This window comes from Chondrinema litorale, from assembly GCF_026250525.1.
In the GTDB taxonomy this organism is placed as follows: Bacteria; Bacteroidota; Bacteroidia; order Cytophagales; family Flammeovirgaceae; genus Chondrinema; species Chondrinema litorale.
Window position 1 is genome coordinate 2,462,461 of record NZ_CP111043.1, and the last position, 26,544, is coordinate 2,489,004.

At 34.6% G+C, this 26,544-nt stretch carries 22 protein-coding genes and 1 tRNA gene; 13 read left to right on the forward strand and 10 right to left on the reverse strand.

The annotated features are described in order from the left end of the window. Positions 1–133 precede the first annotated feature (133 nt). From OQ292_RS10255 to OQ292_RS10265, 3 genes are all read left to right on the forward strand, one after another. Positions 134–1,723, forward strand: a complete 1,590-nt coding sequence (locus OQ292_RS10255) for a M81 family metallopeptidase (protein WP_284685968.1) — start codon at positions 134–136, stop codon at positions 1,721–1,723. Between the two features lie 187 nt (positions 1,724–1,910). Then, the gene (locus OQ292_RS10260) at positions 1,911–2,285 is read left to right on the forward strand and encodes a hypothetical protein (protein WP_284685969.1); all 375 of its coding nucleotides are present in this window, start codon (positions 1,911–1,913) and stop codon (positions 2,283–2,285) included. After that, on the forward strand, positions 2,279–2,551 hold the full coding sequence (locus tag OQ292_RS10265) for a hypothetical protein (protein WP_284685970.1): 273 nt from the start codon (positions 2,279–2,281) through the stop codon (positions 2,549–2,551). Before OQ292_RS10260 ends, OQ292_RS10265 begins: the two co-directional genes overlap by 7 nt. 118 nt (positions 2,552–2,669) lie before the next feature. Here the strand turns inward: OQ292_RS10265 and OQ292_RS10270 are convergent, their stop codons facing one another. Then, complete coding sequence (locus tag OQ292_RS10270; RefSeq protein WP_284685971.1) at positions 2,670–4,082, reverse strand: PQQ-dependent sugar dehydrogenase; 1,413 nt, start codon at positions 4,080–4,082, stop codon at positions 2,670–2,672. A 272-nt stretch (positions 4,083–4,354) separates the two neighbouring features. On the opposite strand from OQ292_RS10270, the gene OQ292_RS10275 reads away from it, so the two are divergent. Beyond that, positions 4,355–5,449, forward strand: a complete 1,095-nt coding sequence (locus OQ292_RS10275) for a TlpA disulfide reductase family protein (protein WP_284685972.1) — start codon at positions 4,355–4,357, stop codon at positions 5,447–5,449. Between the two features lie 54 nt (positions 5,450–5,503). On the opposite strand, the gene OQ292_RS10280 is transcribed toward OQ292_RS10275, so the two are convergent. The 3 genes from OQ292_RS10280 to OQ292_RS10290 form a co-directional block, all read right to left on the reverse strand. Next, the gene (locus tag OQ292_RS10280) at positions 5,504–6,538 is read right to left on the reverse strand and encodes a glycoside hydrolase family 43 protein (RefSeq protein WP_284685973.1); all 1,035 of its coding nucleotides are present in this window, start codon (positions 6,536–6,538) and stop codon (positions 5,504–5,506) included. Positions 6,539–6,657: 119 nt separating this feature from the next. Continuing rightward, positions 6,658–9,003 carry a beta-glucosidase gene (locus OQ292_RS10285; protein WP_284685974.1) on the reverse strand — a complete coding sequence of 782 codons (2,346 nt, stop codon included), beginning with the start codon at positions 9,001–9,003 and terminating at the stop codon, positions 6,658–6,660. Positions 9,004–9,029: 26 nt separating this feature from the next. Further along, the gene (locus OQ292_RS10290) at positions 9,030–11,345 is read right to left on the reverse strand and encodes a glycoside hydrolase family 3 protein (RefSeq protein ID WP_284682044.1); all 2,316 of its coding nucleotides are present in this window, start codon (positions 11,343–11,345) and stop codon (positions 9,030–9,032) included. Between the two features lie 344 nt (positions 11,346–11,689). Here OQ292_RS10290 and OQ292_RS10295 point away from each other — a divergent pair, with 344 nt between their 5' ends. The 3 genes from OQ292_RS10295 (at position 11,690) to OQ292_RS10305 (ending at position 14,183) form a co-directional block, all read left to right on the forward strand. Next, entirely contained in the window at positions 11,690–12,439 is a 750-nt protein-coding gene (locus tag OQ292_RS10295) for an NUDIX hydrolase (protein ID WP_284682045.1), read from the forward strand. A gap of 90 nt (positions 12,440–12,529) precedes the next feature. Then, entirely contained in the window at positions 12,530–13,105 is a 576-nt protein-coding gene (locus tag OQ292_RS10300; RefSeq protein ID WP_284682046.1) for a Crp/Fnr family transcriptional regulator, read from the forward strand. Between the two features lie 64 nt (positions 13,106–13,169). After that, positions 13,170–14,183 (forward strand): NAD-dependent epimerase/dehydratase family protein, encoded by a 1,014-nt coding sequence (locus OQ292_RS10305; protein WP_284682047.1) that lies wholly within the window; start codon positions 13,170–13,172, stop codon positions 14,181–14,183. A 54-nt stretch (positions 14,184–14,237) separates the two neighbouring features. Here the strand turns inward: OQ292_RS10305 and OQ292_RS10310 are convergent. The 3 genes from OQ292_RS10310 to OQ292_RS10320 form a co-directional block, all read right to left on the reverse strand. Next, positions 14,238–14,322, reverse strand: a tRNA-Ser gene (locus OQ292_RS10310). Between the two features lie 42 nt (positions 14,323–14,364). Then, complete coding sequence (locus OQ292_RS10315; protein WP_284682048.1) at positions 14,365–15,306, reverse strand: YihY/virulence factor BrkB family protein; 942 nt, start codon at positions 15,304–15,306, stop codon at positions 14,365–14,367. After that, a complete protein-coding gene (locus OQ292_RS10320) occupies positions 15,303–15,713 on the reverse strand; it encodes an acyl-CoA thioesterase (protein ID WP_284682049.1) in 411 nt (136 codons plus the stop codon). The genes OQ292_RS10315 and OQ292_RS10320 overlap by 4 nt, the downstream gene beginning before the upstream one ends. A gap of 252 nt (positions 15,714–15,965) precedes the next feature. On the opposite strand from OQ292_RS10320, the gene nhaD reads away from it, so the two are divergent. Beyond that, a complete protein-coding gene (nhaD, locus tag OQ292_RS10325) occupies positions 15,966–17,282 on the forward strand; it encodes a sodium:proton antiporter NhaD (protein WP_284682050.1) in 1,317 nt (438 codons plus the stop codon). 76 nt (positions 17,283–17,358) lie between these two features. On the opposite strand, the gene OQ292_RS10330 is transcribed toward nhaD, so the two are convergent. Further along, the gene (locus tag OQ292_RS10330; RefSeq protein WP_284682051.1) at positions 17,359–18,609 is read right to left on the reverse strand and encodes an ABC transporter permease; all 1,251 of its coding nucleotides are present in this window, start codon (positions 18,607–18,609) and stop codon (positions 17,359–17,361) included. A 156-nt stretch (positions 18,610–18,765) separates the two neighbouring features. On the opposite strand from OQ292_RS10330, the gene queA reads away from it, so the two are divergent. The 4 genes from queA (at position 18,766) to OQ292_RS10350 (ending at position 22,677) form a co-directional block, all read left to right on the forward strand. Continuing rightward, positions 18,766–19,812: a tRNA preQ1(34) S-adenosylmethionine ribosyltransferase-isomerase QueA gene (gene queA, locus OQ292_RS10335; protein ID WP_284682052.1), complete on the forward strand. Its 1,047-nt coding sequence runs from the start codon at positions 18,766–18,768 to the stop codon at positions 19,810–19,812. Between the two features lie 201 nt (positions 19,813–20,013). Beyond that, positions 20,014–21,117, forward strand: coding sequence for a DNA replication/repair protein RecF (gene recF, locus OQ292_RS10340; protein ID WP_284682053.1), 1,104 nt, complete (start codon positions 20,014–20,016; stop codon positions 21,115–21,117). A gap of 93 nt (positions 21,118–21,210) precedes the next feature. Beyond that, positions 21,211–21,549, forward strand: coding sequence for a DciA family protein (locus OQ292_RS10345; RefSeq protein ID WP_284682054.1), 339 nt, complete (start codon positions 21,211–21,213; stop codon positions 21,547–21,549). Between the two features lie 51 nt (positions 21,550–21,600). Continuing rightward, the gene (locus OQ292_RS10350; RefSeq protein WP_284682055.1) at positions 21,601–22,677 is read left to right on the forward strand and encodes a mannose-1-phosphate guanylyltransferase; all 1,077 of its coding nucleotides are present in this window, start codon (positions 21,601–21,603) and stop codon (positions 22,675–22,677) included. Positions 22,678–22,765: 88 nt separating this feature from the next. Here the strand turns inward: OQ292_RS10350 and OQ292_RS10355 are convergent, their stop codons facing one another. Beyond that, positions 22,766–23,443, reverse strand: a complete 678-nt coding sequence (locus OQ292_RS10355) for a LysM peptidoglycan-binding domain-containing protein (protein WP_284682056.1) — start codon at positions 23,441–23,443, stop codon at positions 22,766–22,768. A gap of 149 nt (positions 23,444–23,592) precedes the next feature. Then, positions 23,593–25,044 carry a M14 family metallopeptidase gene (locus OQ292_RS10360; RefSeq protein WP_284682057.1) on the reverse strand — a complete coding sequence of 484 codons (1,452 nt, stop codon included), beginning with the start codon at positions 25,042–25,044 and terminating at the stop codon, positions 23,593–23,595. Positions 25,045–25,169: 125 nt separating this feature from the next. Here OQ292_RS10360 and OQ292_RS10365 point away from each other — a divergent pair, with 125 nt between their 5' ends. Further along, positions 25,170–26,501: a D-alanyl-D-alanine carboxypeptidase gene (locus OQ292_RS10365; protein ID WP_284682058.1), complete on the forward strand. Its 1,332-nt coding sequence runs from the start codon at positions 25,170–25,172 to the stop codon at positions 26,499–26,501. Positions 26,502–26,544 lie beyond the last annotated feature (43 nt).

Consider the following 26,544-nt stretch of genomic DNA (forward strand, 5'->3'; position numbering starts at 1 on the left):
AGCTCCTTGATCTTTTAAAGAATTTCAAATTTGGATAAGCCATCTTCCCACTTCACGCTTTATTTTAAAATTCGATTATGCAGTTTTAACTTGTGGTTTATAACTTTACTCTATTGTAAATTAAAACTTCAACATGAAAATTATACTGTATTACACAACTATCTTTTACCTGTTTGCATTAGCAGCTTGTACTTCTTCAAACTCAGGAGATAACAGTGCTCAAGAGGCAGACGGTGGCAAAAAACCGAAAGTAGCTATTGCAGGTATAGCTATTGAATCTAGTACATTTTCTCCCGCTCTTTCTTATGAAGATGCTTTTCGTAAAAGCGTAGGAGAGGAAATGTATAAAAACTATCCTTTTTTAAAAGAAGATGGCCCACATCTAAAAAGAGCAGAGTGGTATCCAGCTATGTATGCTTCGGCTATCCCGGGTGGAGCAGTACCAAGAGAAACTTATGAATCGCTTGTTACTCAAATTTTAGAGAAATTGAAGCAAAACCTTCCTTACGATGGTTTGTATTTAGATATCCACGGAGCGATGAGTGTGGTTGGTTTAGACGATCCAGAAGGAGATTTTATCGAACGAGTTCGTGAAGTAGTAGGCATGGAGACTTTGATTTCTACTTCAATGGATTTGCACGGTAATGTTACTTTGAGGTTAGCTAAAAATAGCGATCTAATTACTTGTTTCCGTATGGCACCACACGAAGACAGATACGAAACAAAAGAAAGAGCGGTAAACAATCTACTTACTCGTTTAGAGAATGGCACTGGTAGACCAGCTTACAAAGCATGGATTCCTGTTCCAATATTGTTACCGGGTGAGCAAACCAGTACAAGGGTTGAGCCTGCTAAAAGTTTATATGCTAAAGTTGATCCAGCGACTAAACAAGAAGGTGTAATTGATGCATCTATTTGGATTGGTTATGCTTGGGCAGATGAGCCAAGAAACCATGCAGTTGTTATGACTTATGGCGATGATAAAGAAGCTGTAGTGAGTGCTGCTGAAGAACTTGCTGAAAGTTTTTGGGCAGTTAGAGACGAGTTTGATTTTGTTGCACCTACTGCCACTTTAGAAGAAGCTTTAGATAAAGCAATCGCTAGTGATAAAGTACCATTTATGATTAGTGATTCTGGTGATAATCCAACTGCTGGAGGTGCTGGTGACGTTACTTGGACGATTACAGAAATACTTAAAAGGCCTGAGTTTAAAAAAGCAGATGGACCGTCATTAATATATGCATCAATCCCTGGACCTGACTTTGTAGCGAAAGCAGAAGAAATTGGTGTGGGTGGTGAAATAGATGCTACTGCCGGTGCTGATGTTGATAATCGTTTTGCGCCACCAGTAAGGCTAAAAGGAACAATTGAAGCTATAGAGCATGGCGATAGAAGTGCAGAAACTGTAGTTGTTGTAAAAGTGGGTAGTGCACATGTAATTGTAACTAAAAAACGTAAGCCTTATCACTACATAAAAGACTTTACAGATGTTGGCTTAAATCCTAAGGAAACTGATATAGTAGTGGTAAAAATTGGTTACTTGGTACCTGAACTTTACGACATGCGTGCCGACTGGATTATGGCACTTACTCCGGGAGGTGTTGACCAGTACTTAGAAAGATTGGAATATAAAAGAATTAAAAGACCGATGTATCCATTTGCTAAAGACATGGAAACGCCAGATTTATCGGCTAAGTTGATTCCTCTTTCAAACGAAAGCTAAAATTTAAGAAAAGAATTAATAGCATAAACCTGAGATAGTTGTAATGACTGTATCAGGTTTTTTTATTGAAAAAATACTAAAATATCTCAAAATAATATTAGTTAAATACCTATAAGTAATAAAAAATAGGGAGAGTAATTCATCTTTCGAATTAATACAGTTTTTAACAAATACTATTAAAACATCAATGAGATACCTTTACAGCACATTATTTATCATCTTCCTTCCATTAATTTCTAACGCTCAATTATCTAAAGGTTTAAAGCAAGTTGGAGGTGTATTTACTGCATCCCAATACCAGGAAGAAAATGAGTATGAGATAGGAAATTCTTTTTTAATTGATAAGAGCATCATTAGAGAGATTAGCATAATACCTAATTTAGGATTTTTCATAAAAGACAATACCAGTTTGGGATTAGGTATTGGGTATAAAAACTCTTTTGAACGCTATGAATATGATTCACAAAAATTTGATCGAGAATCTAATTTAGTTGAAGTAAAAGTTTTTGCAAGGTTTCATAAACCTGTTACAGAGAGTTTTTATTTATTCAACCTATGGTAAAAACAAGTTTTGGTGTAGGTAAAAATATTGATGAAGATAAAGAAAATATCTTGGGTTTAGGTGTGGGAGTAACTCCTGGTATTGTTTATATGCTCAGCAAAAAAGTTGGGCTTGAGGCTACTTTTGGATTTATTGGATATGATCAAGAAACACGAAAACTAAAAGAGCCAGCATTAGATTCTAATCCTAAAAATGTTACTAAAGATTATGGAATAGATTTATCGCTAAAAACCTTACAGCTTGGGCTACAGTTTTATTTTGAGTAATATTCTTGTCTAAAAAAAGAGAAGATAATTTTACACTAACCACAAGTAAAATTATCTTCTTGTTAAATAAGTGAAATCAAGCTTCTCAGTTATTGCGACAGTTCTTACCAAATCACTTTTAATGCTCTTCTTCTGGAGTGATTTTTAAAATTCCATCTGGGTCGTTTGTGAGAATGTATAAAGCACCATCTTTCCCAAACTTGATATCACGAATTCTACCTTTTCCTTTAAATAGTAATTCTTGCTCAGTTACCTTGTCGCCTTCTATTACTAACCTACGAAGCTCTTGAAAGGCTAGTGCACCTACAAGTAGGTTGTTTTCCCAAGCACTAAAAAGTGGGCTTTCTACAAATTCTGTTGGGCAGACAGCTATTGATGGAGTCCAATAAGCAATGGGTTGTTCCATACCGTCTTGCACTGTTTTATCGGTAATTTGGCTGCCATCGTAGTTGATGCCATAGGTAATTACAGGCCAACCATAGTTAGCACCTTTTCTTATAATATTGAGCTCGTCTCCACCTCTTGGGCCATGTTCTGTTGCCCAAATCTCACCTGTTTGCGGATGTTGCGAAATGCCCTGCACATTTCGGTTTCCGATAGAATAAATTGCTTTTAGTGCACCTGCTTCATTTACGAAGGGATTATCTTCTGGTATAGAACCATCACGATTAATTCTGAAAACTTTACCAGTTGCTTTGCCCAGGTTTTGAGAGTCCATGGCTTTTCCCATATCGCCAATAGAGAAAAACAAATAGCCATCTTTGTCAAACAGAAAGCGACAACCCCATCTGTTACCACGAACTACCATAAGAGAATCTGGTACTTCAAACAAGGTTTGCTGCTTAGTCCAAGCATTATTTATAATCTTTCCTCTTACAATTTTAGTAAGTGCTAAAGCTTTTGCATCTTTATTATCTCCATTGGTATGGCTGTAAGCCAAATAAACCCATCCGTTTTGTTGATACTCAGGATCAAAAGCAATATCCATAAAACCACCAGTACTACTTTTGGTATGGGTTTGGGGTAAGCCAGTTATGGTTTGAGAAGAAACTTTCCCATTGATTAGCCATTTTAAACTGCCATGCTTTTCTGAAATAAGTGCTGTATCGGCATTTATAAATTCTATTCCCCAAGGAGTTTGCAAATTTTCTGTAACCAGTTTTTCAACTTTTAGATTGTATTTCTTTGAGTCAATTAAATCGAAATGATTACTTGTATTGGCTGTATTGTTTGAGTTTTGAGAAGCTATAATAAATTGTGTGATTGATGTTATTTGCTCATCATTTAAAACAGAACTCCAAGCAATCATTGTAGTATTAGCAACACCATTTTTAATAGTTTCTTTAATTTGTGCTTTATTTTCACCGCTTTTCCATTCGGTTTTAAGTAGCGATGCGGCAGAAGTTGTGCCTTCTAAATTAGTGCCATGGCAACCTGCACAATAGTTTATATATAGCTGTTTGCCTTCTTGGCCAAAGCTTGTTAGAATATTAAAAAGCAATAGGAGGGATACAAGCGAAAAAGTCTTCATCTTCAAATAATAAATTTTAAGAGAACATTGATTTACACTGTTAGTCAGTGAAGTGATCTGTTATTTTGCTGGTAAGTACTATATATATCTAAGAGTCAGTTAAAGCTAATTTTTCCTAGATAAATTCTTGATAAGTTGTATTGGTTGTTAAAATGATTGCTCTGTTTATTTCATGATTTTTTCTCAATCAAACTTTTTTAATAAAATTTGGGTAACTAATTCCTTGTCGTATATTTATGAATTGAAGGTGTTTTTAACTAAAAAATTAGTTTATGAAAAGTATTGTCCCAATTTTTTTATCGATTCTCGTATTTTTTGCCTGCCAAAATGAGAAAAAAGAAACAGGTTATGTACTCACAGGAACGCTAAAAAATATTGCTGATAGTTCTGTGGTTTATCTTGCTACACAAAATGAAAAAATGGACTCAGCATTTGTAGTAGGTGAGAAATTTACCATGAAAGGTAAAGTTGATGCTCCTACCCATGTTTATATCTCGATAAAAGATAGTGAAAATTTTGGGGCTTTGTGGTTAGAAAATAGTCCAATGACGATTACTGCTGAAGATGGAAAATTTAGAGAAGCAGTAATTACAGGTTCACAAACACAAAAAGATAATGATCTATTAAAAGGCAAATTGACAGCTCTCGGAAAAGTGGCAGATAGCTTAGTAAGCATTTTGAGAGATGAAAATACAGAAAAGAGTTTGTGGGATTCTACTTATGCAGAGTATCAAGCCAATAATGATCTTCAGCAAGAAATTCAGAGAGGTTTTATTAAAGACAATCCAGAATCATTGGTGAGTGCATACATACTTAAAGTGTATAAATCTACTTGGGGAAGAGATACAACAGAGTTATTATTTACACCAATGCCAGAGGTTGTTAAAAATACAGAAGATGGTAAATCAATCGCTCGTTTTATTGAGTTAAGTGTGAATCCACAAATAGGAGACAAGTATGTAGATTTTGAAATGGAAAATGTAGCTGGCGAAAAAGTAAAGTTATCTGACATTAAAGGTAAATATGTATTGGTAGATTTTTGGGCTTCGTGGTGTGGACCTTGCCGAAGAGAGAATCCTAATCTTGTAAAAACATATAACAATTTTCACGATAAGGGTTTTGAAGTGTTGGGGGTTTCATTCGATCAGAAAAAAGAGCCTTGGTTAAAAGCGATAGAAAAAGACGAATTGCCTTGGGAGCAAATAACAGATTTATTGGCTTGGGAATGCGAAGCAGGGGTTATTTATAATGTAAATGCCATTCCAGATAATATCTTAATAGACGAAGAAGGAACAATTATCGCCAGAGGATTAAGAGGTGTTAAGCTAGATGAAAAGTTGGAAGAGCTGTTTAATAAAGCAAGTTGATTGATAACTTTACAAAGATAATGGAGACAGGTAAGTTTGGTACCTGTCTTTTTTTTATTCTATAAGTAAGTTTTTAGGAACTCCGCTCCATTTGTTATTTAGTCTGGTGGCTTCTTCACTTGTAATCCCGATAACAGAGCCATGGCGAGGTTGAAAATCCTTAGTAAATTTTTCTGATTTTTCAGAGAAATGATATAAGTCTGTACTTCTTTGAAATTCATACTGTTGGCTCGCATACAGGTCGTACATCAATATGTATTCATCAGAGTTGTTTAGTTTAAACACAGAAGAACCTTCTACCACGGTTGAGTCATCAGCATATACATCTAGGTATTTAAAATCTTCTACCCAAGGTCCTTTTAAAGATTTACTAGTCGCTTGTTGTATACCATTTTTTATAATCTCCCAATCATCATTTCGGGTATGGCCTTTATAAAACATGTGGTAAGTGCCATCTTTATAAATAATATCACCGTCTATAGCGCCATATTTTGAGTGAAACATCAGCTCTGGTTCACTTTCGAAACTTGTAAAATCACCATTTGCATAAGCGCTATAGAAATCTAGGTCCTCACTATCGTAATAGCGAATGGTAAAGTAAATAAGATATTTGCCTTCGTCTTTATCGAAAATTACCTGTGGAGCCCAAACCCATTTTACATTACCAAATTTTTCTGGATAAGTCTCAGAGATATCTATGTAGCTAGATGTCCAGTCTGTTAAATTATTAGACTTAAGCATTACAATGCCGGGGTTGCTATCCCAGCCATTTTTTATGGTGAACATATCGGTGGCAACTATATAGAAATTGTCATCATTTTCACCTCTTAAAATATGAGGGTCACGAATACCACCAGATTTTGATATTTCAGCAGGAGGGATAATTGGCTCATTATTGTTTAGTGCATACCAGTTAATGGCATCTTCACTCACAGCAAAGCGTAATTGCTCTTGTTTTTGACCATCGCCAGAACCTTCAAAATAAGCGAATAAATAACCTGTAAACCCTTTATTAGGTTTTGAGTTGCATGCAGATAAGAGAGCTACAAATACGAAAAATATTAGCTGTTTATTAAAAGTTTGATTCATATTGACTTGTGATGATTATAAGTGTATTTTTAACACTTATAATTTTCTATTTAAAATGAATCAATAGAATAAAAAAAAGGCCATCTCATAGAGATGACCTTTTCGCCGTTTTCAACTTTCTATTTTGATGTTAAATCTTTAAAGTCTTTATCCAGATCAAAAGTGTTATTCACCTTCTCTGCGACAATATCTTCTGATACCGTGAAAATTTCTGTAAGCTTAATATCTAGTGAAGAAGCTCCGATTTTAACCGTATAGCTACCATCTTCGGCAATCCAAGCACTTTTCTCATCAATAAATGATGCTAAATCTTTTGATGTTAAAGTGAAAGTGAGTGTTTGGGATTCGCCAGCTTCTAAAGTTTTGGTTTTGGCAAATGCTTTTAATTCAGATTCTGGTTTATCTACTAATTTAGCTGGGGCAGATAAATACAATTGTACGATTTCTTTTCCGGCAGTTTTACCTGTGTTGGTAACCTTTACACTTACTTCTACTTGCTTATCAACATTTGAAGTATTTACTTTTAAATCAGCATATTCGAAAGTGGTGTAAGAGCTACCATAGCCAAATTCGTATGATGGTTTTACATCGAATGTGTTAAAATATCTGTAACCCACATAAATGCCTTCTTTGTAGTAAACTTCTTCTGGGTTGCTAATTGGAGTGCCCAACCAGTTTGTTGCTGATGGATGGTGGTTGTAATCTACTGGGAAAGTCATGGTTAATTTACCAGAAGGGTTTGCTGTACCAGAAAATACATCTGCTACAGAATTACCACCTTCTTGTCCGGGTTGCCAAGCAAGCAATATGGCATCAACTTTATCTTTCCAACTGGCAGTTTCAATTACACCACCAATGTTCAATATTACAATTACCTTTTTGTTTTCAGCATGGAAAGCTTTAGAAACCTGATTGATTAATGTGATTTCGTCTTGGGCTAAATAAAAATCTTCGTTGATGTGTCGGTCTTCATTCTCGCCAGAATTTCTCCCGATTGTAATAACTGCTACTTCAGATGCTTTAGCTTTTTTAGCAATCAAGTCATTATCAAGAGCCATTTCTTTAAGTCGTTGTGGAACCGCCAGTAAGCCACCATTTTCTTCACGTCTTTTCATCTCTTTGGCAACTTCTGCTTTTACAAAAGGAACATAGGCTTTTTCCAGTTCTTGATCAATCTTATAACCAGCATTGTTTAAACCTTCGATCAGTGAAACGGTGTAAGCCTCGTTTACATCACCACTACCAGTACCACCAGCAATAAAGTTGTAAGAAGTAATTCCAAAAACTGCAATTGGAGTTGATTTTTCGGTATAAGGTAAAATGTTAGATTCATTTTTTAGCAATACCATTCCTTCTGTTGCAGATTGGCGAGTAATTTCAGCATGTGCTTTTAAGTCTGGTTTGTTGGTAAACTTTACCTTGTTATAAGTAGGTGATTTTAATACAATTTCCAGAATCTTCTTCACGCTGGTATTTACCGCTTCTTCAGAGATTTTTCCTGCTTTCATGGCTGCAATCAGCTTTTCTCGCTGAATGTCCATACCAGGCATCAGCAAATCGTTACCTGCTTCAATCTGTGCTACTACATCGCTACAATCTTTCATAATACTCTGGAAGCCTGGATAACCGCCAAACCAGTCTGTCATTACAAAGCCTTCGTAACCCCATTCGTCTCTCAATACAGTAGTTAAAAGATCTTTGTTTGATGATGCATAAGTGCCATTAATTTTATTATAAGCAGACATCACCGTCCAAGGCTTAGATTTTTTAATGGCTATTTCGAAACCTCTTAAATACAATTCTCTCATGGCACGCTCACTCACGTGCTCGTTAATGGTAAGTCTGTTTGTTTCCTGATTGTTAGCTGCAAAGTGCTTAATAGAAGTTCCCACACCATTAGACTGAATACCATTGATGTAGGCCGCCGCGATTTCTCCGGCAACTAATGGATCTTCTGAATAATATTCGAAGTTTCTTCCATTAAGCGGGTTTCTATGGATGTTTAGAGCAGGAGCAAGAAGTATATCAACACCATATTCTTTTACTTCTTCACCCATGGCTTTCCCCACTTGTTCTATCAATTCTGTATTCCAAGTAGAAGCAAGCGCAGTTCCTACGGGAAAAGCGGTTGCATAGTAAGTATTCTCATCGTTATTACGCTTAGGTTGAATACGCAACCCTGCTGGTCCATCTGCTACTACAATTTCAGGAATTCCCAATCGCTCAATACCATTTACACCACCAGCAGCACCCAATACTCTTACATCTGGTTCGCCTTCTAAAGGTACTAAGCCAGCATAACCGGGCATACCCGGACCGATTAAAATACTGACTTTTTCCTCTATCGTCATAGCTTCAATAACTTTCTCTATTGGAGCTTTGCCAAACTTGGGAGCTTTTTGTGCGAAAGAACCTTGCATAGATGTCAAGGCTACAAAAGCTCCTGCTATTATATGTCTTTTCATTAGTTAAGTAGTTAGTTAATTGTTGTTTAAAATTTCAACTGGTATTTTTGAGTCCTTTCATCTTTAATTACTCCCTTCCAGTTAAGTCCATATCCGAAATCATAAGTGTTGCCTTCTGAATCTTTGTAAGCTTCCATATCAAAAGGGACATCTTCTTTTTGTTCTTCAACAGTTTTCATATTAGCTGGCATTTGTAATGGAAGTAAACCAGAAGGCTCTGCTTTTCCTGTGAGAATGTCCATTACTGCTTGAGCAGATACACCAAAGTTCACCACAATACCATCTACACTTTTTTCAAACTCAGAGAAAATCATTGGTTTGTCAGCAGTTACCGATACAATTACCGGTTTGTCTTTCATAATGAGCTTGGTATCTAATATGGTTTTTAGGTCCATAATGTTGGTCGCTGTTGATGTTTTACCTAGGTAACTACGGTTTGTAATTTCAGGGTCAATAACTGGGTCACCGGCTGCAATACTTTGTTCACGAGCATATTCTGCTGTATAGCTTTGGTATTGAAGCGAAATTGGTAAATAACCATTTCCATCTTGTGCTCTGTCGGCATCACTATAGCCAGCTTCTCCGCTTTGTGGGTTTTTTACAAATACAATTGCAAAATCTGCTTCTCTAGGGTTTTCAGTTACATTAAAGTATTTTTTTACTAATTCTATATCAACTGGATAATCTAGACTTGCTGGAGTTGCGTTTCCCCACCAGTCGGTTTTTACAGGTGTGTAAATTTTAGGGATGTAAACTGTTTGCTTATCTTTTACTGGTAGTACCTGATTCTTATTTTTCAGCATTACAACAGACTTTAATTGAGCCTGATAGCCAGCTTCCATAAATTCAGGATTACCTACAATCGCTTTGGTACTTTCTACATCTAAATAAGGATTTTCAAACAAGCCTGTTCTAAAGATATTTTTTAGTAGACGAACAGCAGAACGCTCAAAACGCTTACGCATAAAATCTTTTCCGTGTTCTTTTATACCCATTTGGTAAGCTTCTAAAACAGGGCCTTTATCATTATTTCCACCAAACTGATCGACACCAGCCATTATTACTTTATAATGTCTTTCGGCGATACTAAGCTTCTCAACACCCCAAGGTTTGCCTGCAAATGTGGCCGGAGTTGCCCCTTCATCACCTGTTATTAACCAATCTGTACAAACAACGCCATCGTATCCATATTTATCTCTTAACAACTCAGTGATGATGTATTTGCTGAAGCCATTACCTACGTTTTCGTTGTTAACCTTATCCTGATCGAAACTAATAGTGTAGTAAGGCATTACAGCAGATGCTTTTTTAGTACCACCTTGCAGATTAAAAGTACCTTCTGTAAATGGTTTAATATGATCTTTTAAGTTGTTTCCCGGATAAACAGCAAATTTACCCATTGCCCAGTGTCCATCTCTTCCTCCTTCTTCAGGTCCACCACCTGGCCAGTGCTTCACCATCGCGTTTACACTTTCGTAACCCCAACCACCATTTATCTCTACATCTTTACTCGATGTTTGGAAGCCATCTACATAGGCCTGTCCCATGTCTTTAACAAGGTCTGGACTTTCACTAAATACATTGGCAATACGGAACCAACGAGGCTCTGTACCAAGATCGACTTGTGGTGAAAGTGCAGTTGAAATACCCAATGCGCGATATTCTTTAGAGGCAATTTCACCAAACTGTTTTACAATTTCAGGATCAAATGTAGCTCCCATTGCCAAACCATCTGGCCATAACGATATTTTTCCACCAGCACCTGCATTAAATTCAGAGCTCACATTTGCAGTGTTTCTTGGGTCTGAACTGTTATTAGCCGGAATACCCAAGCCTAAGCCTTCTACAAATGCTTGCACTTTGTTATTCCACTTTGCAGCAACCTCTGGCGATTGCACTGAAGTAATTAATACGTGTCTGAGGTTGTCTTCCTCTAAAAACTTTTTTTGCTGATCTGTTAACTCAAAGGCATCTACACCAGCATCAGAAAACGATTTGCCATTGTATGTTCCTCCAAATGGGGAAAATCTTGCTGCAGGGATTGCTTGGTGTCCGCTATAAAGCATTAAACCAGCAATTTGCTCAACACTCAATTTTTTCGCAAGGTCTTTTGCACGGTCTTCGGCAGGTAAGCGCCAGTCTTCGTATGGGTCGAGTTTGCCGTTTTTGTTGAGGTCTTTAAATTTTTCTCCTTTAACTGTCAGGATTTTTATGCCTGATATTTCACTATAACCAAGTATTTGTCCGCTTTTACTTGTAACTATTTTAAAGCTAGTTTCTTGGGCAATGCTGAACTTTATACTCAAAAGTATGCAGCATACTAATAGAAAGTTGTATTTCATTTTTGATATTTACTGTTAAAAGTTGAATTTTTATGTACCTGTATGATAGTACTTAGTAGTAGCTTTTAAGTCTTTATTAAAAAGGGTACTACTTAATAGTACTTACACAGCCTTATTTATAAACAATTATATAAAAAAATATCAATGCTTCAAAATGAAGCATAAAAATTTAATATCTATTCCCAGAATATTTACTTTGGATAAGAAATAAGTGAGGATGTTTTTGAATCAAGGCAAAAAATTTGAGCAAATAAAGCATAGAAAAGTAGCCTGATATAAATTGCAGGCTATTCAATTGATATGGAGTCTAAATTTCTACAAACAGTTTGATTTAAAACAATACAATGAGCAGATTAGCTGATATAATGAAGGAAAAGGATGCCTTTTACAGAAATAACTATTTATCTGGAATCTCGATAGATTGTGTGGTATTTGGGTATCATGAAAAAAGCCTTAAGATTTTACTTTTGAAAATGAAAGGTGCAAAAAAGTGGGGGTTACCGGGTGGTTTTGTGAGAAAAGATCTACCTATACAAGAAGCAGCATCGCAGATTTTAGAAGAGCGTACAGGTGCAAAAAATATTTATTTACATCAGTTTAAAGCATTTGGAAACTTAAACCGCTCAGAGGATTTATACGAGGGTATGTCTAAAGAATTATGGTTTAATGATAGATTCGTTAGCCTTGGATATTATAGTTTAGTCAATTTTAAAAATGTATCTCCTGTGGTTGATGATATGTCTGATGAATGTGAATGGAGAGATATAAACGACTTGCCACCACTTATGATGGATCATGAGCAGATTTTTGATGAAGCATTAATTCAGTTAAGAAGAGATCTTAATTATAAACCTGTAGGCTTAAATCTTTTACCAGAAAAGTTTACAATGTCTGAGCTTCAAAAACTTTATGAGATTATCCTAGATAAGGAATTAAACAGGGGGAATTTTTACAGAAAAATGACCCGCTATGGTATTCTTAATAAGTTGGACGAAATAAGAAAAGGTGGTGCTCACAAATCTCCTAACTTATATACTTTCGATTTGGAGACATATAACAAAGCATTGGAAAATGGATTGCAAGAAAGTTGGTAGTCGAAAACTAACTCAGTCATATTTTAAACAATAAAAACATACTTGCCTTTAGCTGCTTTATTACTAAATTTTTAACTGAACAAAGCTGTTATGTATGAACAGTTGATAGACAATATCAAAGAGAAAACAAGTATTGAACAAGTTGATATTGAATTGATAAAACAGGTTTTTGAGCCTGTTTTGCTTCCTAAGAACAGGATTATTGAAGAAGAAGGTAAGATACCTAAATACCTTTACTTTATTGTTTCTGGATATTTGAGATTATTCCATTTTGATGAAAAAGGAGATGAAATTACCACTCATATAAATTGCCCTCCCGGATTTTTTACATCCTATTTTCATTTTATTAATCAAACTCGATCGCATGAAAATGTAGAGTGTATTACTGAGTGTGAGCTATTGAGAGTAATAAAAGTTGATTTAGATAATCTAATAGCTGAAAGTTTAGCAATGAAAAATTATAGTATTACAGTTTTTCAAGAAGCAATTTTATATAATGAAACTCGATCAAACGAACTTGCAACTTTAACAGCAGAGCAGAGATACAAAAAGCTTATTCAAAATTATCCGGAGATACTGCACAATGTGCCTGTACAATATATTGCTTCATTTCTCGGAATGAAACCAGAAAGTTTGAGTCGAATCCGCAGAAAGATGATTAACTAACAAATGTCAAGTAGACTGAAGCCCGATACGCTGAATTTTGAGTTGCACATCAAATCTTTTAAAAATGACAACTCAAAATTTAGCACTCGTATCAGGAGCAAATGGACATTTAGGTAATAACTTAGTTAGGTTTCTCATAAAAAAAGGTATTCCTGTAAGAGCCACTGTTAGGAATATTCAAAACAAAGCACCTTTTGTCGGTTTAAACTGTGAAGTTGTGCAAGCCGATATTACAGACAAATCTTCGTTTGTGAGGGCTTTGCAAGGTGTAGAAACATTTTATGCAGTAGCGGCAGCTTTTAAGCTGTGGGCTAAAGACCCCAAAAAAGAAATTTACGATACCAATATTCATGGTATTCGAAATACAATTGAAGCAGCAGCTGAGGCTGGTGTGAAACGTATTGTATATGTAAGTTCTATTGCAGCCCTAGATTATACGAATTTACCAACCAAAGAGAGCAACGGTTATAATCCTGACCGTAGAGATATGTATTACAATTCTAAGAACGATGGAGAGCAGTTGGCTTTTAAACTTGCTAGTGATTTAGGAGTAGAACTGGTTTCTGTAATGCCATCTGCAATGATAGGAGGAGAGGCTTTTGCACCACTAAATGTATCTTATAATATTCTTAAGTTGATATTAAATAAAGAGATACCAGTTGATACAAAAATTACTTTAAACTGGGTGGATGTAAACGATGCGGCGGAAGGTTGCTATTTAGCGGCTAAAAAAGGTAAAAGTGGCGAAAGGTATATTTTAGCAAATGAGCGATGCATGACGATTACAGACACCACCAAAATAGCGGCTAAACTCTATCCAGAACTGAAGCTTAAAACACCCAATTCTGTACCTAAGTTCGTGCTTTATGGTGTGGCAGGTTTAATAGAATTTGGAGCTAGTATAAAAAGTGAAGCTCCCATGCTTACCAGAAAGGATATTGCGATGTTTTCTGGCCTTCAACAAAATTTTGATATCTCTAAAGCAAGAAACGAATTAGGCTTTAATCCTACAAAGCCAGAACAAGCTGTACCTAAAGCTTTAGATTATTTAATGAAGCACCAAGAGTTGTTGAAATAGACAGCAAGTATTGCAAATAAAAAAGGGCATTTTCATCTGAAAATGCCCTTTGTGCAGAGAGTGAGGGATTCGAACCCCCGGTACCTCACGGTACAACGGTTTTCAAGACCGCCGCATTCGACCACTCTGCCAACTCTCTATTACGTTATTGAAGTGGTTTTGAGGATGCAAATATGCAATCTTATTTCTTTTTTTCAAAAAAAATCTCAGAATTTTTTTCTTTGGCTAAGTCTAATGTTGCATTTATTTCGAATCCTATCAAAATAATAAAAGATAGAGCAAATAGCCAGAACATAAAGCCTATCATGGCACCGATAGAACCATAAAGTCTATTATAAGTACCAAAGTGATCTATGTAGTAGGAGAATGCCCATGAGACAAACACAGAAAGTATAGTAGCAATACCAGTTCCTGGAGAAAAGAATTTCCATCTTACAGGGATTCTTGGTCCATAATAATAAACCATAGAAATTCCTGAGAAAAATATTAAAGTGACGATTATAAACCTAAATGCATCAATTAGGTAATAAATAAAGTTTTGGTCTATAAAGCCTTCTTTAAGTAATGTTTTTAAAATGACATTTCCAGCAATAAGGAGAAATACAGCAAATATCATTACAATTGCCAGATATACAGTTAGCAGTGTTGCCAGCCATTTTTCTCTTAAAAAAGTTCGTTTTTTGGGAGCGTGGTAAATGGAGTTAAAAGTATCTATTAGGGAGGTCATCCCGCTAGTAGCGAGGTAAAATGCTGTGATAAAACCAAAAGATAATAGACCGCCTCTTTCTTTACTAATTATATCGTAAATGGTGCCTTCAGCCTGTGCATAAAAACTGGCTGGTAAAATACTTGCCATAAACCGCATTACTTCAGATTCATTTAAGTCGGGAATATAAGCGATTAGTGTAAAGAGAAAGATGATTGCAGGAAAAACAGCCAGTGTAAAGTTAAAGGCAACTGCATAAGCTCTTTGCTTAGTTTGGTTGTCTTGCAGCTTATTTATGAAAATAGTTAGAATTTCATACAGGTTAGCACTGGAATTTCTAAAATATATCTTTTTTAGATGATTCGTGACATTCCGGTATGTTGGGGAGTTAATGATATATTTTTCAATAACACTCATGCATTATAGAACGGGTTCAGCAAGTCAATGATTTCAGAAGGTACCCTACAAGGCCTCATAGAATCTTTTCTAATAAAAGCCAGTGTGGTTTCTCCTATATGAATCAATTTGTTAGTTTCATTAAAGATTTCATAGTTAAAATGAATTTTAACTTTAGGTAATGACGTAATTGTAGTTTTGATAGTTATCAATTCATCATATTTAGCAGGTAAAATATACTTGGACCTACTCTCTAAAACGGGCATCATAATTCCGTTATCTTCAAGTTTTTTGTAGCTGAAACCTAAACTTCTCATAGCTTCAACTCTTCCAATTTCATAAAAAATAGGGTAATTGCCGTAATAAACAAAGCCCATTTGGTCAGTATCAGCATACCTTATTCTTACTTTATACTCACTTGAATACATAACTAACTAATTCTTGTTTCTGTTAACCTTTATTTTTTTGGGGCAAAGTAACAAAATCTATAGGTAAGTATTATGAATAAGTTTTTTAAGACGCTTTTCATAATAAAAGTTGCTAATTGAAATTAATCAAAAAATAGATGTAATAACGACCTGCTATTTTACCAAATAATCATCTGTTAATTCATAAATGTTTGCGAAATAATCTAGGTATAAGCTCGTAATTACAGGGTATTTTAAATAAAAGTTATCTGAATGGAGACTTTGCTTATTGTAATATTTGTTGTCGGATACCTAGCTGTCGTATTAGAACATAATATCCACATCAATAAATCAGCCCCTGCTTTAATTATCGGAATTTTATGCTGGACTGTTTATATATTAATGACAGATAAATCAGCATCAGAAGTTCATCATGAATTGCATGAATACATTTCTGAGGTGGCAAGTATCTTGTTTTTCCTACTGGGAGCCATGACTATTGTAGAGTTAATAGATGCTCACGAAGGTTTTGATGTAATTACCAAAAGGATTAAAACTAATGAGAAAATCAAATTACTATGGATCATTTGTTTGCTTACCTTTTTTCTTTCTGCTTTACTAGATAACCTAACAACAACTATCGTAATGATATCTATTTTGCGAAAATTGGTTAAAACTCGCAAAAACAGGTTGTTTTTTATTGGCATGGTGATAATCGCTGCTAACTCTGGTGGTGCTTGGTCGCCAATAGGTGATGTTACCACAACTATGCTATGGATTGGCGGCCAGATAAGTAGTCATAATATTGTGTTTACACTTTTATTACCAAGCTTTGTTTGTCTACTTGTACCTCTAATTATTAGCTCATTTTTGATAAAAGGTAATTTTGAAAGTCCCGATGGAGATCAAATAGATTTTAGAATGAGTCCAGTAAGATTTACTAAATCTCATATTATATATGTTTCTAAGTTTGAGAAAAGATTAGTCTTTTGTGCTGGAATTGGTTCCCTAATATTTGTTCCTTTCTTTAAGTCATTCACTCACCTGCCTCCTTTTATGGGTATGCTATTTAGTTTGGGTTGCTTGTGGTTGCTTACAGAAATTATGCATAAGGATAAGAATGATGAGGTAAAAGATCCTATTTCGGTTATTGGTGTGCTTAAAAAAGTTGATGTACCTAGTGTACTTTTCTTCTTTGGAATTTTAATAGCTATTTCAAGCTTACAGGCAACAGGTATTCTTAAAAACCTTGCAATGATGCTAGACGAATCTATTGGAAACATTTATCTAATCGGCTTGTCATTGGGAGTTTTATCTGCAATTGTTGATAACGTACCATTGGTCGCGGCATCTATGGGTATGTACGACTTAAAAGAGTTTCCGCTAGATCATACACTTTGGGAGTTTATAGCATATTGTGCAGGTACTGGTGGTAGTGCTTTAATTGTTGGTTCTGCAGCAGGTGTAGCTGCTATGGGTATGGAAAGGATTAATTTTATCTGGTATTTAAAAAATATAGCTTGGCTAGCAATGGTTGGTTATTTTGCTGGTGCTGGTATTTATATTCTACAAGAAATACTATTTAGTTAGATTATTATTTTCATTTTTATAAAAAAACAGGCAGCCAATCTATTATTGGCTGCCTGTTTCATTTTGTATATAATTTTTATTTAGATCTGATGGCAATTACTGGATCCATTCTCGATGCCGAAACTGCCGGAATTAATCCAGAAATAATTCCAATTAGTAAAGAAACACTCATTCCCAATACGATATTTTTAAATGATAATGAGATGACAAATGTTTCGGTGGAGAAAAGTGCTAAGAAATTGACTAGTAATAAGCCTGTGGCACCTCCTAGAAAACTGAGGAATATTGATTCAAACAAAAACTGTAGAAGTATAAAGTAATTTTTTGCTCCTAAAGATTTTTGAATGCCGATCAAGTTTGTTCTTTCTTTAACCGAAACAAACATAATGTTAGCAATGCCGAATCCACCAACGAGGATAGAAAAACTACCAATACACCAGCCTGCAATGGTAAGCACACTTATAATACCATCTAAAACAGAAGCGATAGCTTCAGGTCTGTTCATTGCAAAACTGTCATCTTCAATAGGTCTTAAGCCTCTAAAGCCTCGTAGTAAACCTTTGGCTTCATTCTCAACTTCGATTAAATCTTTATCGTCAGCTTTTCCCTTTATGGCAATTGTGGGGCTTATACCTCTGCTTCTAGAAGCATACATTTTCATAAGGCTTTTAAAAGGTATAATGGCGATATCGTCGTTGCTTGGTGCATCTAGTAAGTTTTCACCTTTCTTTTTTAATAGGCCAATTACCTGAAATTTAATACCTTTTATCTTTAGTATCTTACCTAAAGGCTCTGCCTGACCAAAAAGTGACTCAGCGATATTTGTTCCTATAACTACTACATTTTTAGCTTTATCGGCTTCTTGCGGGCTAAAGTAACGACCTTGTTCAACTTCGAAATCTCCAACTTGGTTATGTGTATAGCTTGCGCCAATTACATCAGCATCACCTATACTATTATTCCTGTATTTAAGTACAGCTCCACCTTTTTGATCATAAATAGAAACAGCTTGAGCCCAAGTGAGGTTATTTTGTAGATAGACGTATTCTTCGTAAGTAGGGTAAGGGCGGTTGTAATATTTCCACCAAGGGTAATTGTCTTCAAATAGCCATGGCCATTTTTCAACATATAAAACATTACTTCCAAGAAAAGATAAGCTTTTTTTAATACTTTTATCCAGGGTGTCTACTAAAGTGAGTACAGCTATAATTGCAAAAATACCAACTGTTACTCCTAGTAAAGATAGTATAGTGCGAAGAAGGTTTTCTCTTAAAGCACTTACTGCGAATAGAAAACTCTCCGTAAAAAGTCTAATAAATAAAACCATTCAAGAAATATTTTATGCGATACAAGTAAATATAAGCTAATTTTATTATAATGTTTAACAAATTATTATCTTTGCACCCTATTTTGTATGAACGGTTAATATCCGTTTCACATCATTTATTTTCAGTTAACACTGCATTACCACTCAATTCTCAATATGAAACTTTCAGCGTTCAGATTTGATCTTCCTCAAGAATTAGTTGCCAAATATCCGACAGAAAATCGTGATGATTCGAGGCTAATGGTTCTAGACAGGAAAACAAAAACCATAGAGCACAAAACTTTTAAGGATGTAGTTCAATACTTCGACGAAGGAGATGTACTTGTTGTAAACGATACAATGGTATTTCCGGCCAGACTTTATGGAAATAAAGAAAAAACTGGAGCAAAAATCGAGGTTTTTCTCCTTCGCGAACTCAATGTAGAGTCACACTTATGGGATGTGCTGGTTGACCCAGCAAGAAAAATAAGAGTGGGTAATAAATTATACTTTGGAGACGGCGAGCTAGTGGCAGAAGTAATTGATAATACTACTTCTAGAGGTAGAACTATTCGTTTCCTTTTTGAAGGAGAAGACGAAGAGTTTTATAAACTTATCGATTCTTTAGGTGATACTCCTTTACCAAAAGATTTAGGAAGAGAAGCAGAACCAGACGATAGAGAACGTTTTCAGACTATTTTTGCGCAGAATAAAGGTGCTGTAGCAGCGCCAACTGCAGGTTTGCACTTTACGCCTCAAATTACCAAAAGAATGGAGATTAAAGGTGTAGACATGGCTTCTATAACACTACATGTTGGTTTAGGTACATTTAGAGAAGTAGATGTAGAAGACCTTACCAAGCACAAAATGGACTCTGAGAACTTTAATGTTCCAACCAAAACAGTTGATATTGTAAACAATGCACTCAATAATAAGAAAAGAGTTTGTGCGGTGGGCACTACTGTTATGCGTTCTTTAGAAGCTTCTGTTTCAGCTGCAGAATACTTAAAAGAAAATGAAGGTTGGACAGATAAATTTATCTTTCCTCCATACGATTTTAAAATCTGTAGTGGATTAATCACAAACTTCCATAAGCCTATGTCTACATTATTAATGATGGCATCAGCATTTGGTGGTTATGATTTTGTAATGGAAGCTTACGAGACTGCCATTAAAGAAAAATATCGTTTCCTAGATTATGGAGATGCAATGTTAATTATCTAATGTAGATTCAAGTATATATTTAGATATATAAGCAGAGCTTTATTAAGTTCTGCTTTTTTTTTGATTGCATTTTAGTGCTTTATATAAAGCTACTTTCCTCAAATTTTTTGAAAAATAGGAGAGCTAGTTATAATTTTAAATTTGCTTTATACAGCTAATTTAATCATCCATCTAAAATTTGTTCGGTAAATAGCCTTATATATGTTTTTGGAGAGCATACAATTAATGAACTTTAAAAATTACGAAGAATTCGAAATGAGTTTTTCTAAGGATATTAATTGTGTAGTTGGTCCAAATGGGGTTGGAAAAACAAACTTATTGGATGCAGTTTATTATCTGTGTATGACTAAAAGTGCTTTTCCAGGTACAGAGCAGCTAAATATTAAACACGAGCAGCAATTTTTTTTAAACAAAGGAAGCTTTCAGTGCGATGATGAGACAGAGTGTATTGTACAGTGTGCTTACAAAAAGGGGGATAAAAAATCTGTTAAGCTTAACAAAAAAGAATACGAAAAGCTAAGCCAGCATATTGGTAGGTTTCCCTGTGTTTTAATGACTCCTTACGATACCGATTTGGTAAGAGAGGGAAGTGAAAGCCGCAGAAAGTTTTTTGATAATACACTCTCTCAAACAGATAGTACTTACCTAGATGCCCTTATCCAGCACAATCATTTTTTAAAACAGCGAAACAATCTACTTAAACAATTCGCAGAAAAGAGATTTACAGACAAAGCTCTTTTAGAAACCTATAATAGTATGATGTGCCCTCATGCTAAAATAATACATCAGAAGAGGTCGGCTTTTATAGATCAATTTAATCCTTTATTTTTAAGGTATTACACACAATTGGGTGAGTCGAAAGAAGCTATGTCTATTGCTTATAAGTCTTCACTTACAGAAACTATATACGAAGAAATTTTAAAAGTAAATCTTCATAAAGACTTGGCCTTGCAAAGAACCTGTGAGGGAATCCACAAAGATGACTTTATTTTTTCAATGGGAGAGTTTCCTTTAAAGAAAGTGGGGTCTCAGGGGCAGCAAAAGTCATTTGTAATTGCATTAAAGTTGGCACAATACGAATGGATTGTAAAAAATAAAGGCTTAAAAGCTATTCTTCTACTTGATGATATCTTTGATAAACTAGATGATAATAGGATTGCTCACTTATTAAATATTTTGGCTGAAGGGGATTTTGGTCAAATATTTATTAGCGATGCTAGACCAGAAAGATCGGAGAAATTATTAGATAAAATTGGAAGAGAAGTGAAATTTTTTAATATAGAATCTATACTAAATAAATACTAATAAACTGAACATACTCATATTATTTTATTAGTATTGAGATATTTTTTCCTAAAGCGCTTTTGTGATTTTCATAAAAGTTATAAATATTTTATTATGCCACTGAAGTACAGATTTGTTCCCAAAAAAACCACATCTTACTCTTCCAGAAAATCTGTAGCACATCCTATTAAAGATGCAATTCAATCTTTACTAAAGTCTTACCATATAGACAAAAAGTATAATTATACCACGATTATAAACTCTTGGGAGCAGTTAATGGGAAAAACAATTGCCAGTCGTACAGGTAGAATTTTTGTAAAAGAAGGAAAGTTGTTTGTGGAGATATATTCAGCTCCATTGAAGAACGACATGAAACTTTCTAAAGCAAAAATTATTGATATTTTAAACAAGCATGTTGGCGAGGTGATTATTAAAGATATTATTTTTTTATAAATGCTATAAATCAGATTAACTTCTTTTAAAGCAATTAAATGTAAATAAAAAATGAACAATAATTATGTTATTATTATGGCTGGAGGTATTGGCAGCCGCTTTTGGCCTTTCAGTCGAAAAAAACATCCAAAGCAGTTTCAAGATATTCTTGGCATAGGTAAAACATTGCTTCAATTAACAGCAGAGCGTTTTAAAGGCATCTGTCCAGATGAAAATATTTACATAGTTACCAATGAAGACTACTATGATCTGGTAAAAGAACAATTGCCATTTATGACAGACGACCAAATACTTCTGGAGCCTGTTATGAGAAATACCGCCCCTTGTATAGCTTATGCTAGTTATAAAATTGCTGAAAAGAATCCTGATGCTAACCTTATTATTTCTCCAGCAGATCACCTTATTTTAAAAGAAGAAGAATTTAAAAGGTGTGTAAAATCGGTGCTTGAAATTACTGCTGAACATGAAATTTTAGCAACACTTGGTATTCAACCTAGTAGACCAGATACTGGTTATGGTTATATTCAAATGTTAGCAGATGATACAATAGGTGATTTGCAAAGAGTAAAAACCTTTACTGAAAAACCTAATCTGCAATTAGCTCAAGAATTTTTAGATAGTGGTGATTTTGTTTGGAACTCAGGTATATTTATCTGGAAAGCAAAAACCATTAATGAAAACTTTGCTAAATATCAGCCAGAAATAGCTCAGTTATTTACTGATATCTGCGATAAGTATTATACAGAAGACGAAAAAGAAGCTATTAAAGTAACTTACTACCAGTGTAAAAATATTTCTATTGATTACGGAATCATGGAAAACGCTGAGAAAGTATATGTACTTAAAAGTGATTTTGGCTGGTCTGATCTTGGAACTTGGAAGTCTTTATACGAAGTATCTGATAAAAATGAGAATGGTAATGTATTGCATGGTAATACAATGACTATCGATACAAAAGATACCATTGTTAAAATGGGTTCTGACAGGTTAGCTGTAGTGCAAGGTTTAGATAACTTTATAGTAGCTGAAAACGACAATGTATTGTTGATATGCCATAAAGATCAAGAGCAAAAAATTAAGCAGTTCTTGAGTGAAGTAAAAGAGAAGAAAGGAGAGCAGTACGGCTAAATCATCAATAGGAAATATATAAATTAAAAGAGGCTTTCAAAGTAATGGAAGCCTCTTTTTTTATTGTCAAACAATGTTTTTTAACAACCTATTTGTGGATGTTGTAAACGAATACAACAATTAGTAATACAAGAACTAATACATTTAAAACAGTTTTGATACCGCCCGGAGTAAAATCGTAGGTGAGGTTTTTAGCCTCATCATGTGTGTTTTGCTCAGTACTTACCAATCCAGAATTTGGATTAAGAGTCTTAGTAGTAGTATCAGTAGTTAGAGTCACTTTAGGTTTTATTTCCCGACTTTCACTCTCTGTTTTTTCAGGATTAGTGATTTGTACTGGAGGATACAGCTTTAATTTCTGTCCCGGATAAATATTATCAGGGCTCTTTAGTTTATTCCAGCTTATTAAGTCGCTTAATCCGATATTATATTTAGATGCAATACCAGAAGCAAACTCACCAGAATTTACTACATGAATACTATCCTGAGGAAATTCAACTTTATTAGTTTCTTTAATTTCTTCAGTAACTTCTGGTTTTTTATAAACTATTAGAGATTGTCCTGTATTAATACTGGCTCCAGAAAGCTCATTCCAGTTTTGAAGCTCTTTAACTGTAACATTGTATTTTTTAGAAAGAGCATACAAAGTTTCACCTTTTTGTACTACGTGAATGCTATCTTGTAGCAATGTGGACTCAGAAATATCAGCCTGTTTTGGGTTGCTAAAAACAGGATCGGCAAACAATAAGAATATTAAAAGTAACATAGCCCAAAAAATTTATTGCCGATAAAAAATTAGGAATAATAACTTCCCATACATAAAATACGAAATTGTGTATGGAAAGTCAATATAATTAACTGGTAATTAGGTAAATAGTTGATAAAAGGCTGATATTTTATGTATAAGTGAAATCATTATTTCATGATAACACCATTACCGTTGTATTCTTTCTGATCTTCTACTAAGTATAAAAAGCCATTAATTACCACTGCTTTTACCTCACCGTTCCTTTGAAGTGAAAAATTAGCTGAGCTACCAAGTCTAACTTTAAACTCGGGCTTTTCATCGTTGTAGAGGTTAATTGGCTGGTTGATGTAAGAGCTAGCGATGCCCTTTTCATTTGGTATTGCTACAACTCCTTCTTTATGTAGTTTAGCCAGTTGTTTGGCTTTAAGTTTTACTTTTTTATCATCAGAAATTTTCCCGGGAGTAGCTACCAAACCAGAAGCATCAAACTCATTGTAACCAAAAAAAGTAGACATGTCTCCAAACTCAGCTATGTAACCTCTAAACATTGTTTCTTTGCTATCGCCCTCATGGCCTTTACTTCTGTTAATACCTATATCCATAGTATAAAGGTTACCGTAAAACTCGACTTGTGCATTTCTTATAACCAAATCGTACAGGTATCTTTTATTATCTGGAATACTGTAGTAATTATCTATACTTTCAGATGCATATTCTTTATTAGCAATACTTTTTAGAGAGGTGAGAATGCCAATAAAATTCATTTTTCTTAAAAACTGCTTTTCAACATCATTTGGGTAACCACCTGTTTCTATTAAGATGGTACTAGTTCCCCATTTTTGAATATTATCTCCAAAAGCTCTTGGCTCAAAAGTATCATCGTATTTACCCACTTTACCCGGAATATACTCTTGCAATGTCTTGTTCATTTGGGCGATAATTTTCATTGCATTTCCACGACTTTCATTTACATCTTTTTCCCAATTATACGCTGGTGCTAAAAATGAAATAGATGCCTGATTCTCCGAAACACCAGCACTATATAAGGTGCTTTGGTCGTGCAAGTTAAAGCCAAAATCAGCATCAGTTTTGTCTCTTATGTCTTTCAAAATATTAGCTTCGGGAGATTGTAGCCTCAATGCATCTCTGTTAAGATCAAGATCGAGTGCATTTCGTCTTTGATATTTTTCTGCACCATCTGGGTTAAGCATTGGTACAAAATATAATGTAGTTTTCTCCAATATATCTTTTCTCACATCATCAAACTGATCTGACTTTGCCAAAAAATTAAAAATATCCATTAGTGCCATGGTAGCTGTAGGTTCGTTACCATGCATTTGAGACCATAGAAGTACTTTTATAGGTCCAGTCCCGCATTCGATTAAAGATATTTCTCTACCTTCTACAGACTCTCCTAGTTTACTTACTTTAAAAAGATCATTCTTTTTTAGGTTATCGATAAGTGGAGCAATGTCTTCTCTTTTGAGGTATTGATGAGCCACACTTTTCTCCAAATACTTATCATATTTTTCAAAAAGTTGTTTGCTAAAGTCATCTTGTCCCCAAGCCATGCTGCAAATGATAAGTTGGATGGAAAGTAAAAATGTTAGTTTTTTCATGAAAATTAGCGCTTTATCTTCTTTTTAGACCAAAAATGGAATTTCTAATAATGTATAAATATAAATAAACCTAAATAAAAGCAGCCATCACTATATTTAGATAAATGTTTTACTATACCTAATCTATGAAGATAATAAACTACTCACTACTGGCTTCTCTTTTACTTCTTTTTTCTTTTAGCCGAAATGCAAATGCTCAAAAACTGAATACTGGAGATATCAGATTAATGATAGATACAGCAACTGATCTAAAGCAAAGTTTTACAGGTTTTGTACTCTACGATCCCAAAAAGGATGAAATGCTTTTCGAGAATTATCCAGATAAATATTTCACTCCCGCATCAAACACAAAGCTTTACACTTTTTATTCAGCCACAAAGATTTTAGGCGACTCTATTCCAACTTTAGGATATAAAATTCAAGGCGATTCTCTAATATTTTGGGCAACAGGTTATCCATTGCTTTTACATCCTGAATTTAATGATAGCACAGCCTTAAATTTTTTAGCATCACGCAAAGAAAAACTCTTTTATTACGATCGGCCGTCAACTGATAAGAGGTTTGGTCCAGGTTGGAGCTGGGATGATTATACATCATATTATTCATCAGAAAAGTCTAAGTTCCCGATTTACGGAAATCATATCAATTTTAGAATTAAAGGAAGTTTAGATTCGCTATTGGTGTTTCCAGAAGAGTTTAAAGAAAATATAGTTGTAAAAGAGGGAGAAGCACCTAGTGAGTTTTGGCCTTTATATCGTGAAGAATCTGAAAATACTTATTACTATTATCCAGAAGCAGATACTTTTAAATCTGGCAGAGATGTAAAAATGCCTTTTATGTATTCTGAAGATTTGTTTATTGGTTTACTTGAGAATGCTTTACACAAGAAAATTAAGAAGTTTGAGTCGAATGAGATTTTACATGGGGATTTACTACAAACTGCAGAAACAGACACATTATATAGGAAAATGCTGAGAGAAAGTGACAATTTCTTAGCAGAGCAAATTATGATGATGTGTTCTTCTGAATTATCTGACACATTGGGAATTGACTTGGGAATAGACTGGGTGATAGAAAACTTTATGGAAGATTTTCCTGATGAACCGATCTGGGTAGATGGTTCAGGACTTTCTAGATATAACATGTTTACACCTAGAACCACGGTAAGGCTTTTAACAGAATTATTAAAAACACCCGGTAAAGAAAAGCTGTTTGATTTTTTGCCAGCGGGTGGTTATACCGGTACAATCGAAAACTGGTATAAAGGAAAAGATGGTCCTTATGTTTATGCTAAAACTGGAACACTATCAAATAATCATTGTTTGAGTGGATATGTATTGACAAAAAAGAAAAAAACTCTCATTTTTAGTTTTATGCTCAATCACTATATTGTGTATACTTCTAGAACTAAAAAAGTAATGCAACAAGTTTTGGAATATATCTATGAGCATTATTGAAACAGATTCAGTATAGTTCAATTGAACCGTTTAAGAAAACTAT

Bases quoted from the DNA above. Each gene is read 5' to 3' on its own strand.
- OQ292_RS10255 (WP_284685968.1), top strand. From the start codon at position 134: ATGAAAATTATACTGTATTACACAACTATCTTTTACCTGTTTGCATTA.
- OQ292_RS10260 (WP_284685969.1), top strand. From the start codon at position 1,911: ATGAGATACCTTTACAGCACATTATTTATCATCTTCCTTCCATTAATT.
- OQ292_RS10265 (WP_284685970.1), top strand. From the start codon at position 2,279: ATGGTAAAAACAAGTTTTGGTGTAGGTAAAAATATTGATGAAGATAAA.
- OQ292_RS10270 (WP_284685971.1), bottom strand. From the start codon at position 4,082: ATGAAGACTTTTTCGCTTGTATCCCTCCTATTGCTTTTTAATATTCTA.
- OQ292_RS10275 (WP_284685972.1), top strand. From the start codon at position 4,355: ATGAAAAGTATTGTCCCAATTTTTTTATCGATTCTCGTATTTTTTGCC.
- OQ292_RS10280 (WP_284685973.1), bottom strand. From the start codon at position 6,538: ATGAATCAAACTTTTAATAAACAGCTAATATTTTTCGTATTTGTAGCT.
- OQ292_RS10285 (WP_284685974.1), bottom strand. From the start codon at position 9,003: ATGAAAAGACATATAATAGCAGGAGCTTTTGTAGCCTTGACATCTATG.
- OQ292_RS10290 (WP_284682044.1), bottom strand. From the start codon at position 11,345: ATGAAATACAACTTTCTATTAGTATGCTGCATACTTTTGAGTATAAAG.
- OQ292_RS10295 (WP_284682045.1), top strand. From the start codon at position 11,690: ATGAGCAGATTAGCTGATATAATGAAGGAAAAGGATGCCTTTTACAGA.
- OQ292_RS10300 (WP_284682046.1), top strand. From the start codon at position 12,530: ATGTATGAACAGTTGATAGACAATATCAAAGAGAAAACAAGTATTGAA.
- OQ292_RS10305 (WP_284682047.1), top strand. From the start codon at position 13,170: ATGACAACTCAAAATTTAGCACTCGTATCAGGAGCAAATGGACATTTA.
- OQ292_RS10315 (WP_284682048.1), bottom strand. From the start codon at position 15,306: ATGAGTGTTATTGAAAAATATATCATTAACTCCCCAACATACCGGAAT.
- OQ292_RS10320 (WP_284682049.1), bottom strand. From the start codon at position 15,713: ATGTATTCAAGTGAGTATAAAGTAAGAATAAGGTATGCTGATACTGAC.
- nhaD (WP_284682050.1), top strand. From the start codon at position 15,966: ATGGAGACTTTGCTTATTGTAATATTTGTTGTCGGATACCTAGCTGTC.
- OQ292_RS10330 (WP_284682051.1), bottom strand. From the start codon at position 18,609: ATGGTTTTATTTATTAGACTTTTTACGGAGAGTTTTCTATTCGCAGTA.
- queA (WP_284682052.1), top strand. From the start codon at position 18,766: ATGAAACTTTCAGCGTTCAGATTTGATCTTCCTCAAGAATTAGTTGCC.
- recF (WP_284682053.1), top strand. From the start codon at position 20,014: ATGTTTTTGGAGAGCATACAATTAATGAACTTTAAAAATTACGAAGAA.
- OQ292_RS10345 (WP_284682054.1), top strand. From the start codon at position 21,211: ATGCCACTGAAGTACAGATTTGTTCCCAAAAAAACCACATCTTACTCT.
- OQ292_RS10350 (WP_284682055.1), top strand. From the start codon at position 21,601: ATGAACAATAATTATGTTATTATTATGGCTGGAGGTATTGGCAGCCGC.
- OQ292_RS10355 (WP_284682056.1), bottom strand. From the start codon at position 23,443: ATGTTACTTTTAATATTCTTATTGTTTGCCGATCCTGTTTTTAGCAAC.
- OQ292_RS10360 (WP_284682057.1), bottom strand. From the start codon at position 25,044: ATGAAAAAACTAACATTTTTACTTTCCATCCAACTTATCATTTGCAGC.
- OQ292_RS10365 (WP_284682058.1), top strand. From the start codon at position 25,170: ATGAAGATAATAAACTACTCACTACTGGCTTCTCTTTTACTTCTTTTT.